Raw genomic sequence first — 23,920 nt, forward strand, 5'->3', positions numbered from 1 at the left:
CTTATGCGATCTGCATGATGCGCAGCAGGTTGGTGGCGCCCGGCGTGCCGAAAGGGATGCCGGCGGAGATGACGATGCTGTCGCCGGCATGGGCAATGCCTTCGCGCTGGGCGGTGCGGCCGGCCCATTCGCTCATCTCCATCACGTCCACCACGTCGTGGCAGAGCACCGGGTAGACGCCCCAGGCCAGCGCCAGGCGGCGCGCGATGGCGATGCGCGGCGTCATGCCGACGATGGGGCGCAGGGCCGCTCGCGCGCCATGCGTAGCGCGGAATAGCCGGAGCTGGTGTAGGCGACCACCGCCGCAACCTTTAACGCCGAGGCCACGCTGCGCACGGCCACGCCGATACCGTCCGAGGCCAGCGTGCCGCCGCCATCGCTGACGCTGGCGGCGACCGTGTCGCGATAGTGCGGATCGGCCTCGGTCTGCGCGATGATGGAGTCCATGATGCGCACCGCATCCAGCGGATACTGGCCGGACGCCGATTCGGCCGACAGCATCACCGCATCGGCGCCGTCGTAGATGGCGGTGGCGACGTCGGAGGCTTCGGCGCGCGTGGGCACCGGCGCGCTGACCATCGATTCCAGCATCTGCGTGGCGACGATGACCGGCTTGCCGGCCTTGCGGCAGGCGCGCACGATGCGCTTCTGGATCGCCGGCACCTGCTCCGGCGGCATTTCCACGCCAAGGTCGCCGCGCGCCACCATCACCGCATCGCTGGCGGCGACGATGGCTGCCAGGCTGTGGATGGCGGCCGGCTTTTCCAGCTTGGCCACCACGCCGGCGCGCACGCCGACGATGCGCTTGATCTGTTCAATGTCCTCTGGCCGCTGCACGAACGACAGCGCCACCCAGTCCACGCCCAGACTGAGGCCGTAGTCCAGGTCCGCATGGTCCTTGTCGGTCATGGCGGACAGCGGCAGCACCACGCCCGGCACATTGACGCCTTTGCGGTCCGACACGCGGCCGCCGACGACCACCCGCGTCTCCGCGTGTTCGGGGCCGAAGGATTCCACCCGCAGCCGTACGCGCCCGTCGTCGATCAGCAGTTCGGCGCCGACTTCCAGCGCGGCGTAGATTTCCGCGTGCGGCAGCGGTGCGCGGCGCTGGTCGCCCAATAGTTCGTAGTCCATGTCGAGGCGAAAGGCGTCGCCGGCGCGCAGCGTGACCGGGCCGTCGGTGAAGGCGCCCAGACGCAGCTTGGGGCCTTGCAGGTCGAGCAGCACGCCGATCGGACGGCCGCTATCGCGTTCGATGGCGCGGATGATGTCCAGCCGCTGTTTGTGGTCGGCATGGCTGCCGTGGCTGAAGTTCAGGCGGAACACGTCGGCGCCGGCATCGAACAGCGCTTCGATGGTGGCGCGGTCGCTGCTGGCCGGGCCGAGCGTGGCGACGATTTTGGCGTTGCGTTGGCGGTGCATATCAATTCCCCGTGATGAGTAAGGCGCGGAAGTCGTTGACGTTGGTGAGCGTGGGGCCGGTGACGACGCTGTCGTCCAGCGTCTGGAAGAAGCCGTGGCCGTCGTTGTTATCCAGACTGTCGGCGGGGCGCAGGCCGGCGGCAAAGGCGCGCTGCAAGGTGTCCGGCGTGATGAAGGCGCCGGCGATTTCCTCCTGGCCGTCGACGCCGTCGGTGTCGCCGGCCAGTCCATGCACGTTGGCCTGGCCTTGCAGCGCGATGGCGCAGGACAGCAGGAATTCCACATTGCGGCCGCCGCGTCCTGTGCCGCGCACAGTGACGGTGGTTTCGCCGCCGGATAGCAGCATGCAGGGTGCGGCGAACGGCTGTCCATGGCGCGCGGTTTGCAGCGCGATGCCGGCCATGACTTTGCCGACCTCGCGCGCTTCGCCTTCGATGCTGTCGCCGAGGATGTGGGCGGGGACGCCGTGTTGTGCGGCCACGCGGGCGGCGGCTTCCAGCGCCATTTGCGGTGTGGCGATGATGTGGATTTCGTTGTTGGCCAGGCGCGGGTCGCCGGGTTTGATGGATTCGCCACGGCCGCTGCGCAGCACGTCCAGCACGCGCTCGGGCAGGTCGATGCCGTAGCGCTGGCTGATGGCGAGGGCGTCGGCGCAGGTGCTGGCGTCCGGCACGGTGGGGCCGGAGGCGATGTCGCGCGGGTCGTCGCCGGGAACGTCGGAGATCAGCAGGGTGACGACTTTGGCCGGGTGGCAGGCGGCCGCCAGCCGGCCGCCTTTGATGGCGGACAGGTGGCGGCGCACGCAGTTCATTTCGCTGATGGTGGCGCCGGAAGTCAGCAAAGCCTGGTTGATCTGTTGTTTGTCTTCCAGTGTGATGCCTTCCAGTGGCAATGGCAGCAGGGACGAGCCGCCGCCGGAGATCAGGCACAGGACGGTGTCATCGGCGCTCAGACCCTGCACGCGGTCGAGGATGCGGCGGGCGGCTTGCAGGCCGGCGGCGTCCGGCACTGGATGCGCGGCTTCGACGATCTCGATGCGCTCGCAGGGGACTGCGTAGCCGTAGCGGGTGACTACCAGGCCGGTGAGCGGGCCAGGCCAGTTACGCTCCACGGCGCGCGCCATTTCGGCCGAGGCCTTGCCGGCGCCGATGACGATCAGGCGGCCTTTCGGCGCGGCCGGCAGTGCAGGTGGCACGCACAGCGCCGGCTGCGCGGCGGCGATAGCGGCGTCGAACATCCGGCGCAGCAGGCCGCGCGCGGCGACGTCATTCAGCGCGTTCATGCTGACGCCTTGTGGATGACGGCGATTTCGGCGGCTGGACGTTCCGGCGCATCGTCCACCTCATATAGCGAGCGCATTTCCTCTTCGGTCGCTTCGCCATTCAGCACGCGGTGCATGCGTTCTTCGTCCACCGCGCCGACCCACTTGGCGATCGCCATGGTGGCGACGGCGTTGCCGATGGTGTTGGTAATCGCCCGCGCCTCGGACATGAAGCGGTCCACGCCCAGCAGCAGCACCATGCCGGCCACCGGTATCTTGCCCATCGACGCCAGCGTCGCCGCCAGCGTGATGAAGCCGGAACCGGTCACGCCGGCCGAACCTTTGGACGTCACCATCAGCACACCCAGCACGATAAACTGGTCCATCATGGTCAGCGGCGTATTGGTGGCCTGCGCGATGAAGATCGCCGCCATGGTGTAGTAGATGCACTGGCCATCCGGATTAAACGTCACGCCGGCGGGAATCACCAGGCCAACCACCGGCTTGGATACGCCCAGATGTTCCAGCTTGCGCATCATCTGTGGCACCACCGATTCCGACGACGAGGTGCCCAGCACCGTAAAGATCTCGTCCTTGATATAGCGAAGGAACTTCCACAAGCTGAAGCCCGATACCCTGGCCACCACACCCAGCACGCCAAACACGAACGCCACGCAGGTCAGGTACATGCAGCCCATCAGCTGGCCCAGCGACAGCATCGAACCGGCGCCGTATTTCCCGACGGTGAATGCGATCGCGCCAAACGCCGCCAGCGGCGCCACGCGCATGATCATGCCCACCACGACGAACATGCTGTTGCTGAACGCCTCCAGGAAGTCCACCACCGGCTTGGCGCGGCGGCCCATGTGCGACAGGGCGATGCCAAACAAGGTGGCAAATACCAGAATTTGCAGGATGTCGTTCTTGGCCAGCGCATCAACCACGCTGTTGGGAATCATATGGAGCAGGAAGTCGACAAAGCCGCCGGTGTGCGTGGCGGCGGCGGTGTAGCTGGCGATGCTGTGCGTGTCCAGCGTGGCCGGATTGACGTTCATGCCGGCGCCGGGCTGGAAGATGTTCACCACGATCAGGCCGAGCGCCAGCGCAAAGGTGGACATTACTTCAAAGTAGATCAGCGCGCGCGTGCCGACGCGCCCCAGTTCCTTCATGCTTTCCATCTTGGCGATGCCCAGCACCACCATGGCAAAGATCACCGGCGCGAACACCATCTTGATCAACTTGATGAAGGCATCGCCCAGCGGCTTGAAGTCGGTGCCGAGGGCGGGATAGAAATGGCCGAGCAGGCCGCCGGCGATAACGCCGATCAGCACCTGCACGTATAGCTTGCCGAAAAATCGCTTGTACATGATGTCTCCTTTATGTGTTCCCCCGCGTGCCTCCCCGGCTCTTGTCGGCTGGTGGAGGCGGGTTTTGGATCAAGTGGATCAAGCGGCTTTGCGCTCCTTGTCGGCGGCCAGGTGGGCACAGACGGCGTTGGTGACGTCGACCGTGGTGGCTTTGCCGCCCAGGTCACCGGTGTGCAACGACGGCGTGGCGGTGACGGCTTCGATGGCCTGCATCACGCGCTGTGCGGCTTCGTGCTCGCCCAGGTGCTCCAGCAGCATCACCACCGACCAGAAGGTGCCGACCGGGTTGGCCAGGCCTTTGCCCATGATGTCGAAAGCGGAACCGTGAATCGGCTCGAACATCGAAGGGTAGCGGCGCTCCGGATCGATATTGCCGGTAGGGGCGATGCCCAGGCTGCCCGCCAGCGCCGCCGCCAGGTCGCTCAGGATATCGGCGTGCAGGTTGGTGGCGACGATGGTGTCCAGCGTGGCGGGCTTGTTGACCATGCGCGCGGTGGCGGCATCGACCAGTTCCTTATCCCACTTCACGTCCGGGAAATCGCGCGAGACTTCCAGCGCAATCTCGTCCCACATCACCATCGCGTGGCGCTGGGCGTTGGACTTGGTGATCACGGTCACCAGCTTGCGTGGACGCGATTGCGCCAGCTTGAAGGCGTAGCGCAGGATGCGTTCGACGCCGACGCGGGTCATCATGCTGACGTCCGTTGCCGCCTCGATCGGGTGGCCCTGGTGCACGCGGCCGCCGACGCCGGAATATTCGCCTTCCGAGTTTTCGCGCACGATGACCCAGTTCAGGTCTTCCGGCTTGCAGCGCTTGAGCGGGCCATCGATGCCGGGCAGGATGCGGGTTGGACGCACGTTGGCGTATTGGTCGAAGCCCTGGCAGATTTTCAGGCGCAGGCCCCACAGCGTGATGTGGTCCGGGATGTCCGGATCGCCGGCGGAGCCGAATAGGATGGCGTCCTTGTTGCGCAGCGCATCGAGGCCATTCTTCGGCATCATCTCGCCGTACTTGCGGTAGTAGTCGCCGCCCCAGTCGAAATCTTCAAACGTAAACTGGAAGCTGTTGCTGGCGGCGGCCAGCGCGGCCAATACCTGCTGGCCTGCGGGCACGACTTCCTTGCCGATGCCGTCGCCTGGAATGGTTGCGATGTGGTAGGTCTTCATTGCTGTCTCCTTGAAAGTGAATGGGTCTACTTTAAGGAATGGACGGCGCGCGTTAAGGTGGCTAAACTCAATCCATTATCAACCTTGGACTCCACAATCGATGAGCGGCGGATTTCAACCGGCGGAGCTGAGTTTTATCGTCGCGCTGTCCAATGCGGGCAGCTTGAGCGGGGCGGCGCGCGAACTGGGCATCACCACGTCGGCGGTCAGCAAGCGGCTGGCGTTTATCGAATCGCGCATCGGCGTACCGCTGGTGAACCGCACCACGCGCCGCATGAGTCTCACGCCGGAGGGCGAGGTGCTGCTGGAGCATGCGCGCCGCATCCTCGGCGAGATTGCCGACCTGGATCAGCTGCTGACCAATTCCAAGGGCGTACCGAAAGGGCAGTTGCGGGTCAACGCGACGCTGGGCTTTGGACGGCTGCATATCGCGCCGGCGATTTCGCAATATGTGCTGAAGTATCCGCAGGTGGATGTGCAGTTACAGCTATCAGTCGATCCGCCGCCGCTGACCGACGACCAGTTCGACGTCTGCATCCGTTTCGGCGCGCCGGCCGATACGCGCGTGATCGCCAGGCGGCTGGCGGCCAACCGGCGCTTGCTGTGCGCCTCGCCCAAATATCTGGAGCAGCATGGCGAGCCGAAATCGCCGGCGGAGCTGGCGCGGCATAACTGCATCTGCATCCGTCAGGGTGATGAGGCGTATGGCGTGTGGCGGCTGTTCACCGGACGCGAAACTGGACCTGCGACCGGACGCACGGCGGACGCGGTGCGGGTGCGCGGCAACCTGACCACCAACGATGGCGAGATCGCCGTCAACTGGGCGCTGGACGGTCACGGCATCCTGATGCGGGCCGAGTGGGATATCGAGCGCTATCTGCAAAGCGGGCGGCTGGTGCAGGTGCTGCCCAACTTTAAGACGCCGGATGCGGACATCTATGCCGTGTACCCGCAGCGGCACCAGTTATCGGCGCGTATCCGTACGTTTGTCGATTTTCTGTCCGGGAGCTTCAAGCGTTTCAAATAAGGTGGTTGAAAAAACCACATCTTGGCAAGTTTTTTGCTTTGTAAAAATACCAATGTGGTAAACATAAGCAACTGCCCTCATTTGGGGCGCCAAGGAGAAGATCGGACATGGATATTCGACGTAAACTCATCGCATCCGCCGTGCTGGCGGCGTTCAGCGCCCCGGTTTGGGCACAGCAGTCGGACGAAATCGAGGTCGTGAAGGTGACCGCGCAAAAGCGCAAGGAAGATCCGGCCAAGGTGGCGATGAGTATCAGCGCCGTCACCGGCGCCCAGCTGCAGGCCGAGCATGTGCGCGATATCACCGACCTGACGCGCGTGGTGCCGAATATCTCCTTCACCGCCGCCAGCGGCAACGGCGGCGCGGGGCCGGGCACCTCCAACGTCGAGATCCGCGGCATCAGCTCGACCGCCGGCGCGGCCACGGTGGGCATCTACCTGGGCGACACGCCGGTCACTGTCGGTAACGTCTACACCATGGGGAACATCGAGCCGCGCTTCTTCGACATCGACCGGGTGGAAGTGCTGCGTGGTCCGCAGGCCACCTTGTACGGCGCCAGCTCGATGGGCGGCACCATCAAGTTCGTGCCGAACGAGCCGGATCTGAAAGAGCGCGAATTCACCACCTACACCGAAGGCTCCAACACCAAGGGCGGCAGCGCCAATTACGCCGCCAATGTGGTGGCCAACTTCCCGCTGATACCCGACGAACTGGCGCTGCGCATCGGCGTGCAGGCGCAGCACACGGGTGGCTTTATCAACCAGGTGGACGGCGACGGCAAGGTGCTGGCCAATGACATCAACAAGATCAACGACCAGGAATTCCGCGCCTCGCTCAAATGGAAGCCGACGCGCAGCCTGACGATTACGCCGTCGGTCTACTACCAGCGCATCGACGCCAAGGACATCGCCGCCTTCAATCTGGACCTGCCGCTGTACCAGGCGCAGAAGCAGGTGCGCGAGCCGTCGATCGACAAGCTGCTGGCGCCGAGCGTCACCGTCAACTGGGATCTGGGCGCGTTTGATCTGACTTCGGCCACCAGCTACTTCGAGCGCAAGTTCGACCGCACGCAGAATGGTTCGGCCTACAACAGCTATTCGCTGTCGACCTTCCTGACCTCGACGGCGGATGGCGGCAAGGCGCCGCCGGAACTGATCGATGCGATTGCCGGCCTGCCGTCGGCTGTGTACCTGAATAACCAGGTGCGGCAGGTATCGCAGGAATTCCGCCTGGCGTCGCGCGCCTATGACGAGAAGGTCTCGCCGTGGACCTGGCTGGCCGGCGCCTACTTCTCGCGCCAGCACACCAACATCATCGAGAACGATCCGATCTTTGGTGTCACCGACGTCTTCAGACAGTATGGTTTTGATATCGCCGATCCGGACCTGTTGCCGGATGCGCGTCCCGGCCAGTTCCCGAACGATAATTCGTTTGCCGGTGCCTTCCACTATCGCGAGAAGCAGGCGTCGATTTTCGGTGAGTTGAACTACTACTTCACACCGACCGTGCATGCCACCGTCGGCGCGCGCTACCTGAAGGCGAATACCACGCTGGAGCAGCGCAACGGCAATTACCTGGCCGGCGCCGGCAACAACAGCGGCGCCGAGACGGATTCCAAAGCCTTCACGCCGAAGTACGCGCTGACGTGGGAAGTCAATCCGGCCAACACTGTCTACACCAGCGTGGCCAAGGGCTTCCGCCTGGGCGGCGCCAATATCTACGTACCGACCACCACTTGCGGACCTGACCTGGAAGCGAACGGCATTGAGGCCGGGCCGCCGGCATATTCGCCGGACAGCTTGTGGAGCTATGAAGTGGGCAGCAAGTCGCGCTTCCTCAACAACCGTGTGACGCTGAATGCCGACGTGTTCTACGTGAAGTGGAAGAACATCCAGCAGGGCGTGTACCTGCCGACCTGCGCCTACACCTACAACGCCAACGCGGGCGACGCCACCACCAAGGGCTTTGAGTTCGACCTCAAGGCCAAGCCGCTGCCTGGTTTGACGCTGAGTGCATCGGGTGGCTACGTGAAAGCGGAATTGTCGAATGATGTAGGCAGCCAGAATGGCGTAGTCGGTGCTATTGCCGGCGCGCGCATTCAGGGCGTGCCGAAATATAACGCTGCGGTGAATGCGACGTACAACTTCTCGGCGTGGGAGCGGCCGTCGTTTGTGATGGCGGGTATGCAGTGGGTTGGTTCCAGCCGCGGTTCGCTCGATCCCGAGCAGACCGACTACGAACGGCCGGCGTATCACACCACGGACTTCAGCGCCGGCATGACGTTTGGCTCGTATGCCTTCACGGTGTTTGTGAAGAACGCGTTCGATACCGACACCATCATCCAGCATCCCCAGGTGGCGTCGATCGTGCAGGGCTATCGCCTGACGCCACGCGCCATCGGCGTCAGTCTGGCCACCAAGTTTTAAGCCATAATGCTGCCTTTGTTATTCAGCACAAGGGCAGCATCATGAGCGTCACCATCTATCACAACCCGGTCTGCGGCACTTCGCGCAAAACGCTGGAAGCGATCCGCGCCAGCGGCGTGGAGCCGCAGATTATCGAATACGTCAAACAGCCGCCATCGCGCGCGCAGCTGCAGGAGCTGATCGCCAAAGCCGGCATCAGCGTGCGCCAGGCCATGCGCAACAAGGGCGACCTGTATGCGGAACTGGGCCTGGCCGATGCATCGTTGTCGGACGACGCGCTGCTGGATGCGATGATGGCGCATCCAGTGCTGATCGAACGCCCGTTCGTGGTGACGCCCAAAGGCGTGCGCCTGTGCCGTCCGTCGGAGCTGGTGCAGGAAATCCTCTGAGGAATGTGATTCATGCGACTCTGCTGGGCGGTCGGACTGTGCGTCATCAATAGACCGTGCAATAGAAGGGGCTAGCATCGTGTGACAGCGTGACTGGAGAAAATCTATGCGTGATCTAGCGAATCTGTTCCATCAGATCAATCGGGTTTTACCGGAACAACAGAAATTGCTGTCATTCCCACCTGAGATGCTAGCCGCTGAGGCTATATCGCTACTTGATCAACATGGTTATTCGCAAGCGCCCGTTGTTGTCGGTGGCACAGTGCTGGGAGTTTTTTCGTTTCGTTCATTTTCTTTGCGGTGTGCAGATTTTTCCTTTGCCCATGCGCAGAAAGAAAGGCGTGGTCCGGGTCAGTTCACTGTGGACGAATGCATCGAACATTTCCAGTACGTTCTCTTTACTGAAGAGTTGCAGAATACCTTTGACGTAATGGAACGGGATAATGGCGTGTTGGTCGGTAGTCCGGACCGGCTTCAGGGAATTCTCACACCGATGGATTTGCTACGCTATCTTTACCGCGTTACCAGCCCGTTCGTCATGATTTCCGAGATCGAGACTGCCTTGCGCGCGTTGATGACACAAGCAGTGGCTCCCGCGGAGCTCGTCGCCTGCTCTGACCGTGCACTGACGCAACTCTATGGGGCTGGCAAAGTTCCCGATACGTTGCTGCAAATGAGTTTTGAGGATTACCGTAGCATTGTTTCCCACGGCGACAACTGGCCAAAGTTTGCGCCCGTACTCGGTGCCAACAGAGTTCGTATCTCAACGAAATTGAGTGAGATAAGTAAGCTACGAAATGATATATTTCATTTCAAACGAGAGATGACGGTCCAAGATTTTGGTTTGCTAAGTAGTCACCGTAATTGGCTCCTGATAGAGGCAAAGAAAGCTGATCTGCGTGGAAAGGGGAACCCCCATGATTAAGCAAGGCACTGTCCCACGGCCGCATGAACTCGCGCCTTTCCAGAAAAAATTTATTGATGAATTTCTCGCGCCGCATTCGGATATGCGCCTATGCCAGTTGGCTTGGCCGGCAGGTACTGGAAAGACACTAACCACAGCGCACTTAATCCAGCGCTTGTTCGCGCAACTGCCGGAGGCGCGCGTGCTGGCGATCTTTGAACTCGACTTCCTCCAACAGTCCTTCTTGGCGACGCTCATTTCGCTGGACATCAGGGCGAGCGTTATTGACCGTTACGCGTATCGTGAGATGGAAGATGCGGCGCTAGCCGGTAAGCCAATGTGGCCGGGTGGTACAACTTATTTGCTAGGAAAGAATCTCATCGCGCAGGAAGATATCTTGAGCAGTCTATGTGCCGTGGATTGGACGTTGCTTGTCCTTGTTTCAGCTGATCAGCTATTGGTGTCGGAGACGCTATTAGACAGGTTTTCTTCAGCATCACCCAACCTGAGGATATTGGCATTGTTGGATGTGGCGAATAGAGAAATGCCAGCTCCGGTATCAAGACGTACTTGGTCAACGGTGGAGTTTGACTGGAGTGAGTTCGACGGCATGATGGACGCTGCTGGAGCGCGATACAGTCAGCCTGATGTCCAAATTATTACCACACGTCCAACCCGGATTGAAGCCAGCATGAATGCATCTGCCGCGACGCTAGTGAACTTGGTGAATGAGCCTGTCTTCCATAGTGCGGCGGTGGCGGAGGATTTGGTGTGGCGTTTCAAGTCGAGTCCCATTGCGCTGGAAGAGGGCGCGCGAGTGCTTAGAAATCGTCTTGCTCATGGCATGCCATTCTGGTTCCCTTCTGATTCGGCTCATACGGATTCCGATCTCGTTAAAGTGGCTTTGGAACAACCTGCGAAAGCAAACCAACTTTTGCTAGCGTTGACAGCGTATCTTGATGCGATTGATAACTTGCCTATCGATTCTAAATTAAACGCTTTCAAATCTCATGTACATAGCCATATAAGGAAGAGCGGAATTTTCCAGCATGTGTGTGTCTTTTCCTCATACTCCTCCACCTTGCGTTATCTGCAGACGTTATTGCAAGAGATGGACGTCCCTGCTTATCTATTACTTGATGATGTTTCGGTGAGTGAGCGCCAGAAGGCCATACAAGGTTTTATTGCCCATGGCGGGCTGTTACTTGGATCAAATTCCTTGCTGTCGAGCGGCGCGGACTTTGGCTACGTCAATAGCTTGATACTCTATGATTTGCCCTTCACAAAAACTTTGCTGAATCATCTTTATGGACGCTTCGGACGAGGACGCCGTGTTAAACCGCTGAGCATCGTTGTTTTTGATAGCCCGAATTTAGGGGCCTTCAATAATCTGAACGTAGCTCAGGCGTTTAATGAAATGGCGCATCTGGCGGGCTAACGAAGAAGCTTCTGTCTTTACTCGAAACATGGCAAGACGTGGGCGGCGATTTCCTTCATTGTTTCCGGCAGCGGGCGCTGGTTGCGGCGCAGGTGCAGGCCGATGTGATCGACGCCGGCGTCTTTCATCGCTTGCAGTTCGGCGATCAGGCCATTGCGGCCGACTGACGCGCCGAAGCGGTGACGGCGCAACGGTGCATCGGGATCTTCCAGCAGGTCGAGGTGGATGAAGCTGATGTAGGGCTTGTCGCCCGCCACTTCGCGCCACAGCGCCACGCGGCGCACGTGGTCTTCCGGCGCGCCGGGGTAGGCCAGCCAGCCGTCCATATTGGCGCCCACCCATTGTGGCGTTTGCTGTGCCAGGCCGGCTACCAGCAGCGGGATCGGTTGCGTCACGCGCGGCAGCAGCTGGATGCCGGGTGGCCAGGCGGGATCGTGGCCTGCGCGCAGCAGTGCGACCTGTTTGCGGAACTCGGCGCCGCGGCCTTCAAAATCCTTGTCGAAGATCGGATACTCCACCGGGCGGTCGCCGCTGGCGGCGCCTAGCAGCAGGCGGCCGTTGCTCAGCTGTTGCACGGTGGCGGCCGATTTCATGGTCAGCACCGGTTCGCGCAGCGGCAGCACCACAGCGGCGGTGCCGAGCAGGATGTTGTTGGTGATGCCGGCCAGGTAGCCGAGATAGCTGAAGGTTTCGAACACTTGCGCGGCATCGCCGAAAGAGGGATCGTACAGCGGCACGTCACGCACCCACAGTGCGCGGAAGCCCAGTTGGTCGGCCAGCACGGCCAGTTCGGCGTGATGCTGCATATCCGGCTCGCCCGGCAGGCGGCCGCTCTCGCGGCGGGCACGGTCGCCGGCCGGTGACCAGTCGTTATCCAGCGGCAGTTCCAGGCCGACCGAAAAGCCGCCTTGCGTCAGTTTATCCAGCATGATGAGTCCTTGCGAAATCGAAGGCCCCAGTCTAGGCCTGTCGAGCGCAAAGAAAAATCCGTGCCGGCACAAATGATCCTTGCGCCGGCCGCAATGAAAAACGGCGCCTGAGGCGCCGTCGTTGTTTAGTGGTTGCGGTTGACCGAGAAGTGGGCCAGTTGCAGCAGCGATTCTTTGTAGATGCTGTCGGGCAGGTCGGCGATGGCTTCGGACGCGCGCTGGGCGGCGATCACCGCTTGTTCGCGCGTGTAGTCCAGCGCGCCGCTGGTGGTGATGGCAGCCAGGATGGTGTCGAAATGCTGCTCGTCGCCATTCTCGATGCACGAACGCACCAGCTCGCGCTGTTCCGGCGTACCGTTTTCCATCAGGTAGATCAGCGGCAGCGTCGGCTTGCCTTCGCGCAGGTCGTCGCCGACGTTCTTGCCGATTTCGCTGGCGTCGCCGGCGTAGTCCAGCACGTCGTCGATCAGCTGGAACGCGGTGCCCAGCGAGCGGCCGTATTCGCCCGCCGCGGCGATTTGCGCGTCGTTAGCGCCGGCCACCAGTGCACCGAGCTCGGCCGCCGCTTCAAACAGCTTGGCGGTCTTGGAACGGATCACTTGCAGGTAGCGCTCTTGCGTCACGTCCGGATCGTGCATGTTGAGTAGCTGTAGCACTTCGCCTTCGGCGATGATGTTGGTGGCGTCCGACAGGATCTGCATCACGCGCATATTGTTCAGACCAACCATCATCTGGAACGAACGCGAGTACAGGAAGTCACCCACCAGCACCGACGCGGCATTGCCGAACAGGGCGTTGGCGGTGGCGCGGCCACGGCGCAGCGACGATTCGTCGACCACGTCATCGTGCAGCAGGGTAGCGGTGTGGATGAATTCCACCACCGCCGCCAGCTCATGGTGCGCCGTTCCTTTATAGGACCAGGCGTTGGCCACCAGCAGCACCAGCACCGGACGGATGCGTTTGCCGCCGGCACTGATGATGTACTCAGCAATTTGATTGACGAGCGGCACCTCGGAGTGCAGGCGTTGACGGATCACCGCGTTGACCGCGTCCATATCGGCGGCAATGGTGTGGGTGATGGTGTTTTGGGTGGCGTTTTGGGTAGCGGCAGACAAGGCGAACCTGTGCAGTTAGACTAATGGTGGCGAGATTATACGTCATGGCCCCGGCTACAGGGGCGTCAGCCCCACGTTAGAGGCAATTACATTGCTGTAATGTTAAGCACCACGCCGAAAAAATTGTTTGACATACCATGTCGTCCGACATTTGTGAATAGTTTTTGACGCAAATTTGGTTCCTGTGTATAATCTGCGGTTCTTCGGTTTATCCGGGGATTTTTATAAACATTTGAGAGGTTTCAAATCATGTACGCGGTCATAAAAACCGGTGGCAAACAATACAAAGTTGTCGCTGGCGAAAAACTTAAAGTAGAACAGATACCGGCAGACATTGGTTCCGAAATCACCATTGACCAAGTCCTCGCCGTTGGCGCGGGCGACAGCATCAAATTTGGTGCTCCCCTGGTCGAAGGTGCGAAGGTTCTGGTTACTGTTGTTTCCCACGGCCGTCACGAAAAAGTGACGATCTTCAAGATGCGTCGTCGTAAGCACTACCAAAAGCATCAGGGTCACCGTCAGAACTACACCGAAATCCAAATCGTTTCGATCAACGCGTAAGCGTATCGACACTTTTTTTAGTATCCAAGGAGCTTTAGCATGGCACACAAAAAAGGCGGCGGCACAACGCGAAATGGTCGTGACTCGGAATCAAAACGCCTGGGCGTTAAGGTTTACGGCGGTCAAACGATCAATGCAGGCGGCATCATCATTCGTCAACGCGGCACCCCAGTGCGCGCCGGCGAAGGTGTAGGCACCGGCAAAGACCACACCCTGTTCGCTCTGGTGAACGGCGTGGTCAAGTTCGTTAAAAAAGGTGAAGGCTCGAAACAGTTCGTCACCGTAGTAGCAGCAGCGTAATTTACGCTCCGGCCTCTTCAGGGGGCCGTTTGTAAGGCGCAAGCCTTCAATCGAAAGGCTCTGCCCATAGGTAGAGCCTTTTAGTTTTATGGCGGTACATCATGAAGTTTATCGACGAAGCAAAAATTGAAGTAATCGGTGGTGACGGCGGCAATGGCTGCTCGTCGTTTTGCCGTGAAAAATTCCGCCCGTTCGGCGGCCCTGACGGCGGCGACGGCGGCAAGGGTGGCTCGATCTGGGCCATAGCGGACCGTAACATCAACACCTTGGTCGATTTCCGCTTCTCCAAAGTGCACCGCGCCGGCAACGGCGAACCTGGCCGTGGCGCCGATTGCTACGGCCGTGGTGCCGATGACATGATGCTGCGCATGCCGCTGGGCACCCTGATCATCGATGATGTCTCCGGCGAGATTCTGGCCGACCTGAGCGAGCACGGTCAGCAGGAGCTGCTGGCCAAAGGCGGCGAGGGCGGCTGGGGTAACATCCACTTCAAGACCTCGACCAACCGCGCACCGCGTCAAAAGACGCCGGGCAAGGAAGGCGAAATCCGCACGCTGCGCCTGGAACTGAAGGTGCTCGCGGACGTGGGTCTGCTGGGCATGCCGAATGCCGGCAAATCGACCTTCATCACCGCCGTGTCGAACGCGCGTCCGAAGATCGCCGATTACCCGTTCACCACCTTGCACCCGAATCTGGGCGTGGTCCGCGTGTCGCACGAGAAGAGCTTCGTGATCGCCGATATTCCTGGTCTGATCGAAGGCGCCGCCGAAGGTGCGGGCCTGGGTCACCAGTTCCTGCGCCACCTGTCGCGCACCGGCCTGCTGCTGCACATAGTCGATCTGGCGCCGTTCGAGGCGACGGTCGATCCGGTCAAGGAAGCCAAGGCGCTGGTCAATGAACTGAAAAAGTACGACGAAGATCTGGTCGACAAGCCACGCTGGCTGGTGCTCAACAAGCTGGACATGGTGCCGGAAGCGGAACGCGCCAAAAAGGTCAAGGACTTCATCAAGAAGTTTGGCTTCAAGGGCCCGGTGTTCGAGATCTCCGCGCTGAGCCGCGACGGCACGCAGGAACTGGTCAACGCCATCCAGAAGCACCTGGAAGAAACGCGTCACACCGAGCAGCGCTCGGAAGAAACGCAGATGACCGAAGAGGCGCGCGGCATTTCGTCGATCGATCCGGACGATCCACGCTTTAAAATCCTCGACTAATCCTCTGCATCACCGGCATAATCAGTGATCAGCTGATTATGTCTTTCCATCTCGGCGCCCGTCCTGCTCATCGCGGGGCCGGCGACTGTTAGCGGCAAAGCAGGGCAACCAGCCCGCCAAATCACAGCAGATTTTCCTACGCTTGTTTTGAGATTGTCGCCGCCATGAATTCCGTCATACAAAAAGCTACCCGTATCATTATCAAGGTTGGATCGTCGTTGGTCACCAACGATGGACGCGGGCTCGATCACGCCGCCATTGCGCGCTGGGCCTCGCAGATCGCCGGCCTGCGCGCGTTGGGCAAAGAGGTGGTGCTGGTGTCGTCCGGCGCGATTGCCGAAGGCATGCTGCGCCTGGGCTTCGAGCAGCGCCCGACCGATATCCACGAACTGCAAGCCTGCGCCGCCGTCGGCCAGATGGGCCTGGCGCAGATTTACGAAACCAGTTTCCGCGCGCACCAACTGGGCACCGCGCAGGTGCTGTTGACGCATGCCGACCTGGCCGACCGTGAGCGCTACCTGAATGCGCGCTCGACGCTGACCACCTTGCTGCGCCTGGGCGTGGTCCCGATCATCAACGAGAACGATACGGTGGTCACCGACGAAATCAAGTTCGGCGATAACGATACGCTGGGTGCGTTGGTCGCCAATCTGATCGAAGCCGATGCGCTGATTATTCTCACCGACCAGCAAGGTTTGTTCAGCGCCGATCCGCGCAAAGATCCGTCGGCGGTGCTGATCCAGCACGGCCGCGCCGGCGATGCGGCGCTGGAGGCGATGGCGGGAGGCGCCGGCAGCAGCCTGGGTCGCGGCGGCATGCTGACCAAGATCCTGGCGGCCAAGCGCGCCGCCAAGTCGGGCGCGCATACCGTGATCGCCTATGGCCGCGAGAATGAGGTGCTGGCGCGGCTGGCTGGTGGTGAGGTGATCGGCACTGAGCTGGCGGCGCAGACCGGTCATCTGACGGCGCGCAAGCAGTGGATGGCGGATCATTTGCACACCGCAGGCCAGGTGGTGCTGGACGCCGGCGCGGTGCAGAAGCTGACCGGCGAAGGCAAGTCGCTGCTGCCGATCGGCGTGGTGGAGGTGAAGGGCGAATTTGGCCGCGGCGCGGTGATCACGTGCGTGTCGGCGGACGGTGTGCCGGTGGCGCGTGGGCTGTCGAACTACACCAGCGCCGAGACGCGCCGCATCATGCGCAAGCCGTCGAGCGAGATCGAGGCGATCCTCGGCTTCGTCGAAGGGCAGGAACTGATCCACCGCGACAACCTGGTGCTGGTCTAACCCGCAGGGCCACACAAGGGTCTGACCCCGTACGGGGTCAGACCCCGCGTATGCGCACGCTTTGGGGGAGTGTCAGGCGTTCGTTGGCGCTGGCGTCTTGTTTCGGTAGTCGCACAAATCGATCTGGATACAGTTCCAGCATTCGGGTTTGCGCGCCTTGCAGGTGTAGCGGCCGTGCAGGATCAGCCAGTGGTGCGCATCTTGTAGAAACTCTTTCGGCACAAACTTCAGCAGCTTCTGTTCGACGATGTCGACATTCTTCCCCGGCGCCAGCCCGGTGCGGTTGGAAACGCGGAAGATGTGGGTGTCCACCGCCATGGTCGGCTGGCCGAACGCGGTATTCAGCACTACGTTGGCCGTCTTGCGGCCGACGCCTGGCAGGGCTTCCAGCGATTCGCGGTCTTCCGGCACTTCGCCGCCGTGCAGCTCGACCAGCATACGGCAGGTGGCCATGACATTCTTGGCCTTGGTCTTGTACAAGCCGATGGTCTGGATGTAGGTCCGCAATTCCTCTTCACCCATATCCAGTATGGCCTGCGGCGTATTCGCCACCGGGTACAGCTTGCGCGTGGCCTTGTTGACGCCGACGTCGGTGGCCTGCGCCGACAGCAGCACGGCGATCAGCAGTTCAAACGGTGTGGTGTACTCAAGTTCGGTTACAGGATGGGGATTGGCGGCGCGGAAGCGCACAAACATTTCGTAGCGTTTTGCTGCGTTCATTCTTGCTCTTGTTCTTTCTTCAGGCGCGTGCGCTCCATGGCGGCGGCGATGATGGCGCGCTTGCGTTCCAGCGCGGCGGCCGATGCGGCGTCGGCCGGTTCGATGGTGTTGACTTTCTCCAGCTTGGCCGCAGCCTTCTCCGCCAGGCGCGCGTCGTTCTCTTGCTTGTCGCGTTTGAGGCGGAACGTGCGGAAGTCGTGGCGTTCGCGCGCGGCGTCGGCGTCGGCTTGCGACCACGCGTCCCAGCCGGTGGTCTCGGTGATCGGGTACATGACGATGCAGTCGACCGGGCAAGGCGCCACGCACAAGTCGCAGCCGGTGCACAGCGACGGCGCCACGGTGTGCATCAATTTGGCGGCGCCGATGATGGCATCGACCGGGCAGGCCTGGATGCACAAGGTACAGCCGATGCACAGCGCTTCGTCGATGTAGGCCACCGCGCGCGGCCGCTCAAGGCCATTCACGGGATTCAGCGGGATGACCTTGCGGCCGGTGACCGACGACAGCCGGGCGATGCCCTCGGCGCCGCCGGGCGGGCACTGGTTGATGTCGGCCGCGCCAGCCGCGATGGCTTCCGCATACGGACGGCAGCCGTCGTAACCGCACTTGGTGCATTGCGTTTGCGGCAGGACGTCTTCGATGCGGTCGGCGAGGGTTTTGTCGGTAGACACGGCGTGGCGGATGGCGTTAAAGCGCCATTATAGTAAAACGCCCCGTCAGACGGGGCGTTATCCACACGATCAGCCGTGTTTCTTGATGAAGGCGGTGATTTCCGGACATACCATCTCGCGCCAGCGGCGGCCGGAGAAGATGCCGTAGTGGCCGGCGCCTTTGACCACCAGATCCTGCTGCTTGTCGGCCGGGATGTTGCTGCACAGGTCGTGCGCGGCCTGGGTCTGGCCGGCGCCGGAAATATCGTCCAGCTCACCTTCGACGGTGAACAGCGCCACCGACTTGATGTCGGCCGGCTTGACCAGCTTGCCGCCGACCAACCAGTCGCCCTTCGGCAGCGAAAACTCCTGGAACACCGTCTTGATGGTGTCCAGATAGTATTCGGCCGGCATGTCCAGCACGGCGTTGTACTCGTCGTAGAACTTGCGGTGCGCCTCGGCGGTTTCCTCGTCGCCCTTGACCAGGTGTTCGTAGAAATCGCGGTGACTCTGGGCGTGGCGGCTCGGGTTCATGGCGACGAAGCCGGCGTGCTGCAGGAAGCCCGGATACACCTTGCGGCCAAAGCCCGGATAGTTTGGCGGCACCGGATAGATCACGGTGTTTTCAAACCACGAGTATTTCTTCTCGGTGGCCAGGTTGTTGACGGCGGTCGGCGATTTGCGCGGGTCGATCGGGCCGCCCATCATGGTCATGGTCTTCGGCAGTTTCGGATCGTTGTCCGACGCCATCAGCGAAATCGCCGCCAGCACCGGCACGGTCGGCTGGCAGACGGAAATCACGTGCACATCCGGACCCAGGTGGCGGATGAAGTCCTGCACGTAGTAGATGTAGTCGTCCAGATGGAAGGCGCCTTCTGAGACCGGCACCATGCGCGCATCGGTCCAGTCGGTGATGAAGACGTCATGGCTGACCAGCAGGCCGCGCACGGTGTCGCGCAGCAGCGTCGAGTGGTGGCCAGAGAGCGGCGCGACCAGCAGCACGGTCGGCTGGTTCAACGCCTTGAACTGCTTGTCATTCAGGTCTTTTTTAAAGTGAATCAGGCGGCAGAACGGTTTGTTGACCGCCACGTGTTCGATGATGCCGACCTTTTCGCCCTTGATCTCGGTAGTGTCGATCTCGAATGCCGGTTTTTCGTAGTCCTTGCCCAATCGGTACATCAGTTCGTAGCCAGCGGCGATGCGCTGCGCGAACGGGGTGTGCGCCAGCGGCGACACTGGATTGGTGAACAATTTGGCCGAGGCGTCCGCCCACTGCATCAGTGGCGTAAGGAACGAACGCTGCATTTCATGGAGTTGGTAGAGCATGACACATCCCGATTCTTATAAGTTTGGTGCGGTGCACCAATATGACATCATAAGCCAAATTATAGGCGCTGTGTTTTTGGCGTAAAAGCATTTCCATGTACCGCTGAGCAAGACTACGTACTATCCACAGACAATCTTGTAAGAAAGAATAATACTGCTGCGGGCATAAAAAAAGCAGCGTTTCCGCTGCTTTCTTGTAGGACAGTTGCCCGAGTTCGGTGCTTAGTCGAACACTGGGGTTTCCACGCCCAGCACCTTGTGCAGTTTCGGCGAGGTGGTGGTGTACTGCATGTGGATCTTCTTGTCCGGGAAGATGTATGGCGCGGCGCCGAAAGCGGCCAGCGCTGCTTCGTGGAAGCCCGACAGGATCAGCTTCTTCTTGCCCGGGTAGGTGTTGATGTCACCCACGGCGAAGATGCCCGGCACATTGGTTTCAAACTTCTCGGTGTTTTGTACTTTCAGCTGGCGGCGCTCGATGTCCAGGCCCCATTCGGCGATCGGGCCCAGTTTTGGCGACAGGCCGTAGAACACCAGCAGCATATCCAGCGGCACGCGGCGGGTCACGCCGTCGGCGGCGGTCACTTTCAGGTGCTCCAGCTTGCCGTCGGCCGAGGTTTCGAAGCCGGTGGCGGTGCCGATCAGCAGCTGCATTTCGTAGTCGTCGCACAGGGCTTTCATCTTGGCGACCGAGGCTGGCGCGGCGCGGAAGTCGTCGCGACGGTGCAGCAGCACCACCGATTCGGCCTTGCCGACGAAGTTCAGGGCCCAGTCCAGCGCGGAGTCGCCGCCGCCGCAGATGACCAGGTTCTTGCCTTCGAACTGCGCCGGGTCTTTGACCTTGTAGTGCAGCTGGCTGCCTTCGAAGACGTCGATGCCGTCCACTTTCAGCGTGCGGGCCTGGAACGAGCCGACGCCGGCGGCGATGAAGATGGTTTTGGCGATGAACTGGGTGCCGGCCGTGGTTTCCACGTCAAAGCGGCCGTCGTCGCGGCGCTCGACCTTGGTCACTTCCTGACCCAGGTGGAAGGTTGGCTCGAACGGTTCGATCTGCTTCAGCAGGTTGTCGGTCAGTTCCTGGCCGGTGCACGATGGCACGGCCGGGATGTCGTAGATCGGCTTGTCCGGATACAGTTCCACGCACTGCCCGCCCACGGCGCCCAGCGAATCGATGACGTGGGCCTTGATTTCCAGCAGACCCAGTTCGAAGACCTGGAACAGGCCGACCGGGCCGGCGCCAATGATGACGGCATCGGCTTCGATGACGCCAGGTGGTGTAACGGTGCTATTCATACGTGTTTTCCTGTGATTTCAGTAGTGCAGCGTCCATGCCGGCCGCGTGTTAGCGGGCCAGCAGCTGCAGTTTTTCTTTGACGTCCTTGAACTGTTCCGCATCCGGCAGCGCAGGAATAGTCTTGGTGATCGACGGCCATTTGCGTGCCAGATCGACGTTGATCTTGATGAATTGTTGCTGGTCGCCTGGGACATCCTCTTCGGCGTAGATGGCGTTGACCGGGCATTCGGCCACGCAGACGGCGCAGTCGATGCACTCGTCCGGGTCAATGGCGAGGAAGTTGGGGCCTTGGCGGAAACAATCTACCGGGCAAACATCGACGCAGTCCGTATAACGGCAGGCGATGCAAGATTCGGTGACAACGTGGGTCATAACAGTCCTATCAATGTTGGTGTGCTGGCGGCTTCGGCGGGCGGGGCAGTGCCGGCTAACCTTGGCAAAGCACTGTATTTTAAGGTAATTCGCTATTTCTCACAAATTGGGCTTATATACAATACATATAAGCAAATTCATTCGGCGAAAGCGTCATACGTTGCCTGGCCGTTTGGAGACTGGCGCGGCGCGGGCGCAACTGGCATCATGGCGGCTTTGTTTATTGAGCGAGAAGCCACATGGCGGATATCAACATCGTCCAGGAACACCACCTGGCGCCGGAGCAGGCCCGCGCGGCGGCCCAACAAGTGGCCGACAAACTGGCCGAGCAATTTGAACTGACGTGCCGTTGGGAAGGCGATGTGCTGCGCTTTGAGCGCAGCGGCGTGAACGGCGCGCTGACGTTGCTGCCGAACCAGGCGCAGCTGACGATCGACCTGGGCTTCCCGATCAGCATGATGGCGTCGCAGATCGAGGCCAAGGTGGCGGAAAAAATGCGGACAGTGTTTGTTGGCTAAAAGACAAAAGGCCCGGATGGGCCTTTTTTACGTCATGCGACCTGATTACTTCAGGTCTTCGATCAGGTCGATGTACAGCTGCTTGGCTTCGTCCTGGGTTTTGCCTTTCAGCTCAGCCCATGCGTCGAACTTGGCGCGGCCGACGAAGTCGGTCATGCCCGGACGCTCGCCGGTTGCATCGCCGCTGGATGCCTGCTTGAACAGCGCATAGATTTTCAGCAGCGTCAGGTTGTCGGGACGTTCCGGCAGGTTCTTCGAGTCCGCCTGGGCCTGTTCAAACTGTTCTTGCAAACTCATACCGCGCTCCTTGTTGTGTGGTTGATCACCGCATCATAACCGCAGCGCTGGCAAAAGCCGCTAGAGTGCGCGCTCCAAAACAGAACGGCGGCCATGCCGGGAATGATCCCGCATGAACCGCCGTTTCCGGTGCCCTCGCGGGCACGCGTAAAACTCCGGAAGAATTACTTCTTCTTCGTCGGGTTGACAGCCGATTTCAGCGTGGCGCCAGCCGAGAATTTCGGGGTTTTCGACGCAGCGATCTTGATCGCTTCGCCGGTTGCGGGATTGCGGCCTTTGCGTGCAGCGCGTTTGGCTACGGAGAAGGTGCCGAAGCCGGTGATGCCTACCGTGTCGCCTTTTTTCAGACGCTCGGTGATGATGGCGATCAGGGTGTTCACTGCGCCGTTGGCGGCAGCAGCGGACAGCTCGGTGCGTTTCGCAAATTCTGCAATCAGTTCGCCTTTTTTCATTACTACCTCCTTGGTTATTGGAGCGCGCAGATTAGCATAAATATTGTTAAAAGTAATGGTTTCTGTACGAACTCTTGATGAAGCAAGCCTTGTAGTGGCTGCCTCGCTGCGCTGCAACGCGAACAAGGCCTTGTATTTAAAGGGTTTCTGCGCTTTCTGTAAAACCGCATTCCGGTCAAAAAAGGTTTATGATTGAACGCATAAAGGACAGCGAAGATGAGCTTTTCAGACGAGACACTGATCGCGTATGCCGATGGCGAACTGGACGAGGAGACCCGCCAGCAGGTCGAACTCGCCATGCGCCATGACAGCAGCCTGGTGCGCCGGGTGGCGCGGCTGCGCGCGGCGCGTGACGAAGGGGTCTATGCCGATCAGCGCAATCCGTCTGGAGGGCGCGCGCGCCAGGGCGCCAATGTGGTGCAGCTGGCGGCGGTGCGGGCGCAGCGTCTGGCCGCGCAGCAGGCGGTGCGCAAGGCCACGCGGCGGCGTTGGAGCTGGCTGGAGTGGAGCGCGCTGGGACTGGTGATGGTGATGGGGCTGGCGGCCGGCAAGTTTGGCCTGGCCAAGTGGCAGCCGACCTGGTTCAGCGGCGAGCCGGCGCCGGTGCCGACCGAAGTGGTCAGCCGCAATGGCTGGCTGGTGGCGCAGGGCAAGCTGGCGGCGGTGTTGAGCCAGCAACTGGGCGGCGCGGCGGCGCAGGCCGAAGGCGAAGTGCGCGTGGGTCTGAGCTTCCTGTCGAACGAGGGCACGTACTGCCGCAGCTTTACGCTGGTGGGGATGACGCAGGATCTGGTGGGGATTGCTTGCCGCGCCAGCGAGGAGTGGCGCATACCGGTGCTGGTGCAGAATGCGCGGCCGATGCCGTCGACCGGCGGCTACCGCATGGCGGGAACCGAGATGCCGACGGCGCTGCTGGAAGCGATCGACCAGCGCATCGTCGGCGGCATGCTCGACACGCGAGCAGAGCTGGAAGCTTTACGCCGCAACTGGCAGCGTTAAAGCTAAGCTGGCTTAAACGCCCAGCAGTTCAACGTCAAAAATCAGCGTAGCGTTTGGTGGGATGACACCACCAGCGCCGCGCGCGCCGTAGCCCAGTTCGGCTGGAATGATCAGCTGGCGAGCGCCGCCAATCTTCATGCCTTGCACGCCTTCGTCCCAACCGCGGATGACCATGCCGGCGCCCAGGGCGAACTCGAATGGATCGTTGCGGTCTTTGCTCGAATCAAATTTCGAACCCTTGCTGCCGTCGTCGTTTTGCAGCCAGCCGGTGTAATGCACGGTGACGTTTTGGCCGGCTTTGGCTTCTTCGCCTTCGCCTACGGTCAGTTCGATGTATTGCAGGCCGGAGTCGGTAGTAATAGTGGACATGATCTTCCTTTCATTAGAAACAGGGCAGAATTGTAGCAGGGCCACAGTTCCCATGAAGATTTGTCGGCTTTCGTCTCGCCTGTGTCTGGTTTGCACGTAAAATAAGACTTTGTTCATCTCGGCGAT

The 23,920-nt window shown here is 60.9% G+C and carries 24 protein-coding genes and 1 pseudogene; 11 read left to right on the forward strand and 14 right to left on the reverse strand.

The window, feature by feature from the left end:
* Position 1: 1 nt before the first annotated feature.
* The 4 genes and pseudogenes from pyk to HH213_RS17375 form a co-directional block, all read right to left on the reverse strand.
* A pseudogene (pyk, locus tag HH213_RS17360) lies at positions 2 to 1,422 on the reverse strand (pyruvate kinase).
* A 1-nt stretch (position 1,423) separates the two neighbouring features.
* Positions 1,424 to 2,704, reverse strand: a complete 1,281-nt coding sequence (locus HH213_RS17365; RefSeq protein ID WP_169113047.1) for a glycerate kinase type-2 family protein — start codon at positions 2,702 to 2,704, stop codon at positions 1,424 to 1,426.
* Positions 2,701 to 4,050, reverse strand: a complete 1,350-nt coding sequence (locus tag HH213_RS17370; protein WP_110847117.1) for a dicarboxylate/amino acid:cation symporter — start codon at positions 4,048 to 4,050, stop codon at positions 2,701 to 2,703. Before HH213_RS17370 ends, HH213_RS17365 begins: the two co-directional genes overlap by 4 nt.
* A gap of 78 nt (positions 4,051 to 4,128) precedes the next feature.
* Positions 4,129 to 5,217, reverse strand: a complete 1,089-nt coding sequence (locus tag HH213_RS17375; protein ID WP_169113048.1) for a tartrate dehydrogenase — start codon at positions 5,215 to 5,217, stop codon at positions 4,129 to 4,131.
* A gap of 100 nt (positions 5,218 to 5,317) precedes the next feature.
* Between HH213_RS17375 and HH213_RS17380 the strand changes: the two genes are divergently transcribed.
* The 5 genes from HH213_RS17380 to HH213_RS17400 all read left to right on the forward strand — a co-directional run bounded on the left by HH213_RS17380 (position 5,318) and on the right by HH213_RS17400 (position 11,401).
* Positions 5,318 to 6,244, forward strand: a complete 927-nt coding sequence (locus tag HH213_RS17380) for a LysR family transcriptional regulator (protein WP_169113049.1) — start codon at positions 5,318 to 5,320, stop codon at positions 6,242 to 6,244.
* Between the two features lie 107 nt (positions 6,245 to 6,351).
* The gene (locus HH213_RS17385) at positions 6,352 to 8,670 is read left to right on the forward strand and encodes a TonB-dependent receptor (protein ID WP_169113050.1); all 2,319 of its coding nucleotides are present in this window, start codon (positions 6,352 to 6,354) and stop codon (positions 8,668 to 8,670) included.
* A 41-nt stretch (positions 8,671 to 8,711) separates the two neighbouring features.
* The gene (arsC, locus tag HH213_RS17390; protein WP_169113051.1) at positions 8,712 to 9,059 is read left to right on the forward strand and encodes an arsenate reductase (glutaredoxin); all 348 of its coding nucleotides are present in this window, start codon (positions 8,712 to 8,714) and stop codon (positions 9,057 to 9,059) included.
* A 106-nt stretch (positions 9,060 to 9,165) separates the two neighbouring features.
* A complete protein-coding gene (locus HH213_RS17395; protein ID WP_110847112.1) occupies positions 9,166 to 9,984 on the forward strand; it encodes a CBS domain-containing protein in 819 nt (272 codons plus the stop codon).
* Positions 9,977 to 11,401, forward strand: a complete 1,425-nt coding sequence (locus HH213_RS17400) for a helicase-related protein (protein ID WP_169113052.1) — start codon at positions 9,977 to 9,979, stop codon at positions 11,399 to 11,401. Before HH213_RS17395 ends, HH213_RS17400 begins: the two co-directional genes overlap by 8 nt.
* Positions 11,402 to 11,418: 17 nt before the next feature.
* On the opposite strand, the gene HH213_RS17405 is transcribed toward HH213_RS17400, so the two are convergent.
* Positions 11,419 to 12,330, reverse strand: coding sequence for a TIGR03571 family LLM class oxidoreductase (locus HH213_RS17405; protein ID WP_169113053.1), 912 nt, complete (start codon positions 12,328 to 12,330; stop codon positions 11,419 to 11,421).
* 125 nt (positions 12,331 to 12,455) lie between these two features.
* Positions 12,456 to 13,445 carry an octaprenyl diphosphate synthase gene (gene ispB, locus HH213_RS17410; protein ID WP_110847109.1) on the reverse strand — a complete coding sequence of 330 codons (990 nt, stop codon included), beginning with the start codon at positions 13,443 to 13,445 and terminating at the stop codon, positions 12,456 to 12,458.
* A gap of 249 nt (positions 13,446 to 13,694) precedes the next feature.
* On the opposite strand from ispB, the gene rplU reads away from it, so the two are divergent.
* The 4 genes from rplU to proB all read left to right on the forward strand — a co-directional run bounded on the left by rplU (position 13,695) and on the right by proB (position 16,800).
* On the forward strand, positions 13,695 to 14,006 hold the full coding sequence (gene rplU, locus HH213_RS17415) for a 50S ribosomal protein L21 (protein ID WP_110847108.1): 312 nt from the start codon (positions 13,695 to 13,697) through the stop codon (positions 14,004 to 14,006).
* Between the two features lie 39 nt (positions 14,007 to 14,045).
* On the forward strand, positions 14,046 to 14,306 hold the full coding sequence (gene rpmA / locus HH213_RS17420) for a 50S ribosomal protein L27 (RefSeq protein WP_110847107.1): 261 nt from the start codon (positions 14,046 to 14,048) through the stop codon (positions 14,304 to 14,306).
* A 101-nt stretch (positions 14,307 to 14,407) separates the two neighbouring features.
* The gene (gene obgE, locus HH213_RS17425) at positions 14,408 to 15,517 is read left to right on the forward strand and encodes a GTPase ObgE (protein WP_110847106.1); all 1,110 of its coding nucleotides are present in this window, start codon (positions 14,408 to 14,410) and stop codon (positions 15,515 to 15,517) included.
* Between the two features lie 164 nt (positions 15,518 to 15,681).
* Positions 15,682 to 16,800 (forward strand): glutamate 5-kinase, encoded by a 1,119-nt coding sequence (gene proB / locus HH213_RS17430; RefSeq protein WP_110847105.1) that lies wholly within the window; start codon positions 15,682 to 15,684, stop codon positions 16,798 to 16,800.
* A 72-nt stretch (positions 16,801 to 16,872) separates the two neighbouring features.
* On the opposite strand, the gene nth is transcribed toward proB, so the two are convergent.
* The 5 genes from nth to fdxA form a co-directional block, all read right to left on the reverse strand.
* Positions 16,873 to 17,520: an endonuclease III gene (gene nth, locus HH213_RS17435; protein WP_110847104.1), complete on the reverse strand. Its 648-nt coding sequence runs from the start codon at positions 17,518 to 17,520 to the stop codon at positions 16,873 to 16,875.
* The gene (gene rsxB, locus HH213_RS17440) at positions 17,517 to 18,191 is read right to left on the reverse strand and encodes an electron transport complex subunit RsxB (RefSeq protein ID WP_229263043.1); all 675 of its coding nucleotides are present in this window, start codon (positions 18,189 to 18,191) and stop codon (positions 17,517 to 17,519) included. Before rsxB ends, nth begins: the two co-directional genes overlap by 4 nt.
* A 69-nt stretch (positions 18,192 to 18,260) precedes the next feature.
* A complete protein-coding gene (locus tag HH213_RS17445) occupies positions 18,261 to 19,496 on the reverse strand; it encodes a polyhydroxyalkanoate depolymerase (protein WP_110847102.1) in 1,236 nt (411 codons plus the stop codon).
* A 222-nt stretch (positions 19,497 to 19,718) separates the two neighbouring features.
* Entirely contained in the window at positions 19,719 to 20,786 is a 1,068-nt protein-coding gene (locus HH213_RS17450; protein WP_169113054.1) for an NAD(P)/FAD-dependent oxidoreductase, read from the reverse strand.
* 49 nt (positions 20,787 to 20,835) lie between these two features.
* Positions 20,836 to 21,159, reverse strand: a complete 324-nt coding sequence (gene fdxA, locus HH213_RS17455) for a ferredoxin FdxA (protein WP_110847100.1) — start codon at positions 21,157 to 21,159, stop codon at positions 20,836 to 20,838.
* Positions 21,160 to 21,398: 239 nt separating this feature from the next.
* On the opposite strand from fdxA, the gene HH213_RS17460 reads away from it, so the two are divergent.
* A complete protein-coding gene (locus HH213_RS17460; protein WP_169113055.1) occupies positions 21,399 to 21,677 on the forward strand; it encodes a polyhydroxyalkanoic acid system family protein in 279 nt (92 codons plus the stop codon).
* Positions 21,678 to 21,722: 45 nt separating this feature from the next.
* Here the strand turns inward: HH213_RS17460 and HH213_RS17465 are convergent, their stop codons facing one another.
* Positions 21,723 to 21,974: an acyl-CoA-binding protein gene (locus HH213_RS17465; RefSeq protein ID WP_110847098.1), complete on the reverse strand. Its 252-nt coding sequence runs from the start codon at positions 21,972 to 21,974 to the stop codon at positions 21,723 to 21,725.
* A 164-nt stretch (positions 21,975 to 22,138) separates the two neighbouring features.
* Positions 22,139 to 22,426 carry an HU family DNA-binding protein gene (locus HH213_RS17470; RefSeq protein WP_110847097.1) on the reverse strand — a complete coding sequence of 96 codons (288 nt, stop codon included), beginning with the start codon at positions 22,424 to 22,426 and terminating at the stop codon, positions 22,139 to 22,141.
* Between the two features lie 216 nt (positions 22,427 to 22,642).
* On the opposite strand from HH213_RS17470, the gene HH213_RS17475 reads away from it, so the two are divergent.
* Positions 22,643 to 23,425 carry a hypothetical protein gene (locus tag HH213_RS17475; RefSeq protein ID WP_110847096.1) on the forward strand — a complete coding sequence of 261 codons (783 nt, stop codon included), beginning with the start codon at positions 22,643 to 22,645 and terminating at the stop codon, positions 23,423 to 23,425.
* Positions 23,426 to 23,437: 12 nt separating this feature from the next.
* On the opposite strand, the gene HH213_RS17480 is transcribed toward HH213_RS17475, so the two are convergent.
* The gene (locus tag HH213_RS17480; RefSeq protein WP_110847095.1) at positions 23,438 to 23,794 is read right to left on the reverse strand and encodes an FKBP-type peptidyl-prolyl cis-trans isomerase; all 357 of its coding nucleotides are present in this window, start codon (positions 23,792 to 23,794) and stop codon (positions 23,438 to 23,440) included.
* Positions 23,795 to 23,920: the final 126 nt, after the last annotated feature.

The organism is Duganella dendranthematis (genome assembly GCF_012849375.1).
GTDB lineage: Bacteria > Pseudomonadota > Gammaproteobacteria > Burkholderiales > Burkholderiaceae_D > Rugamonas > Rugamonas dendranthematis.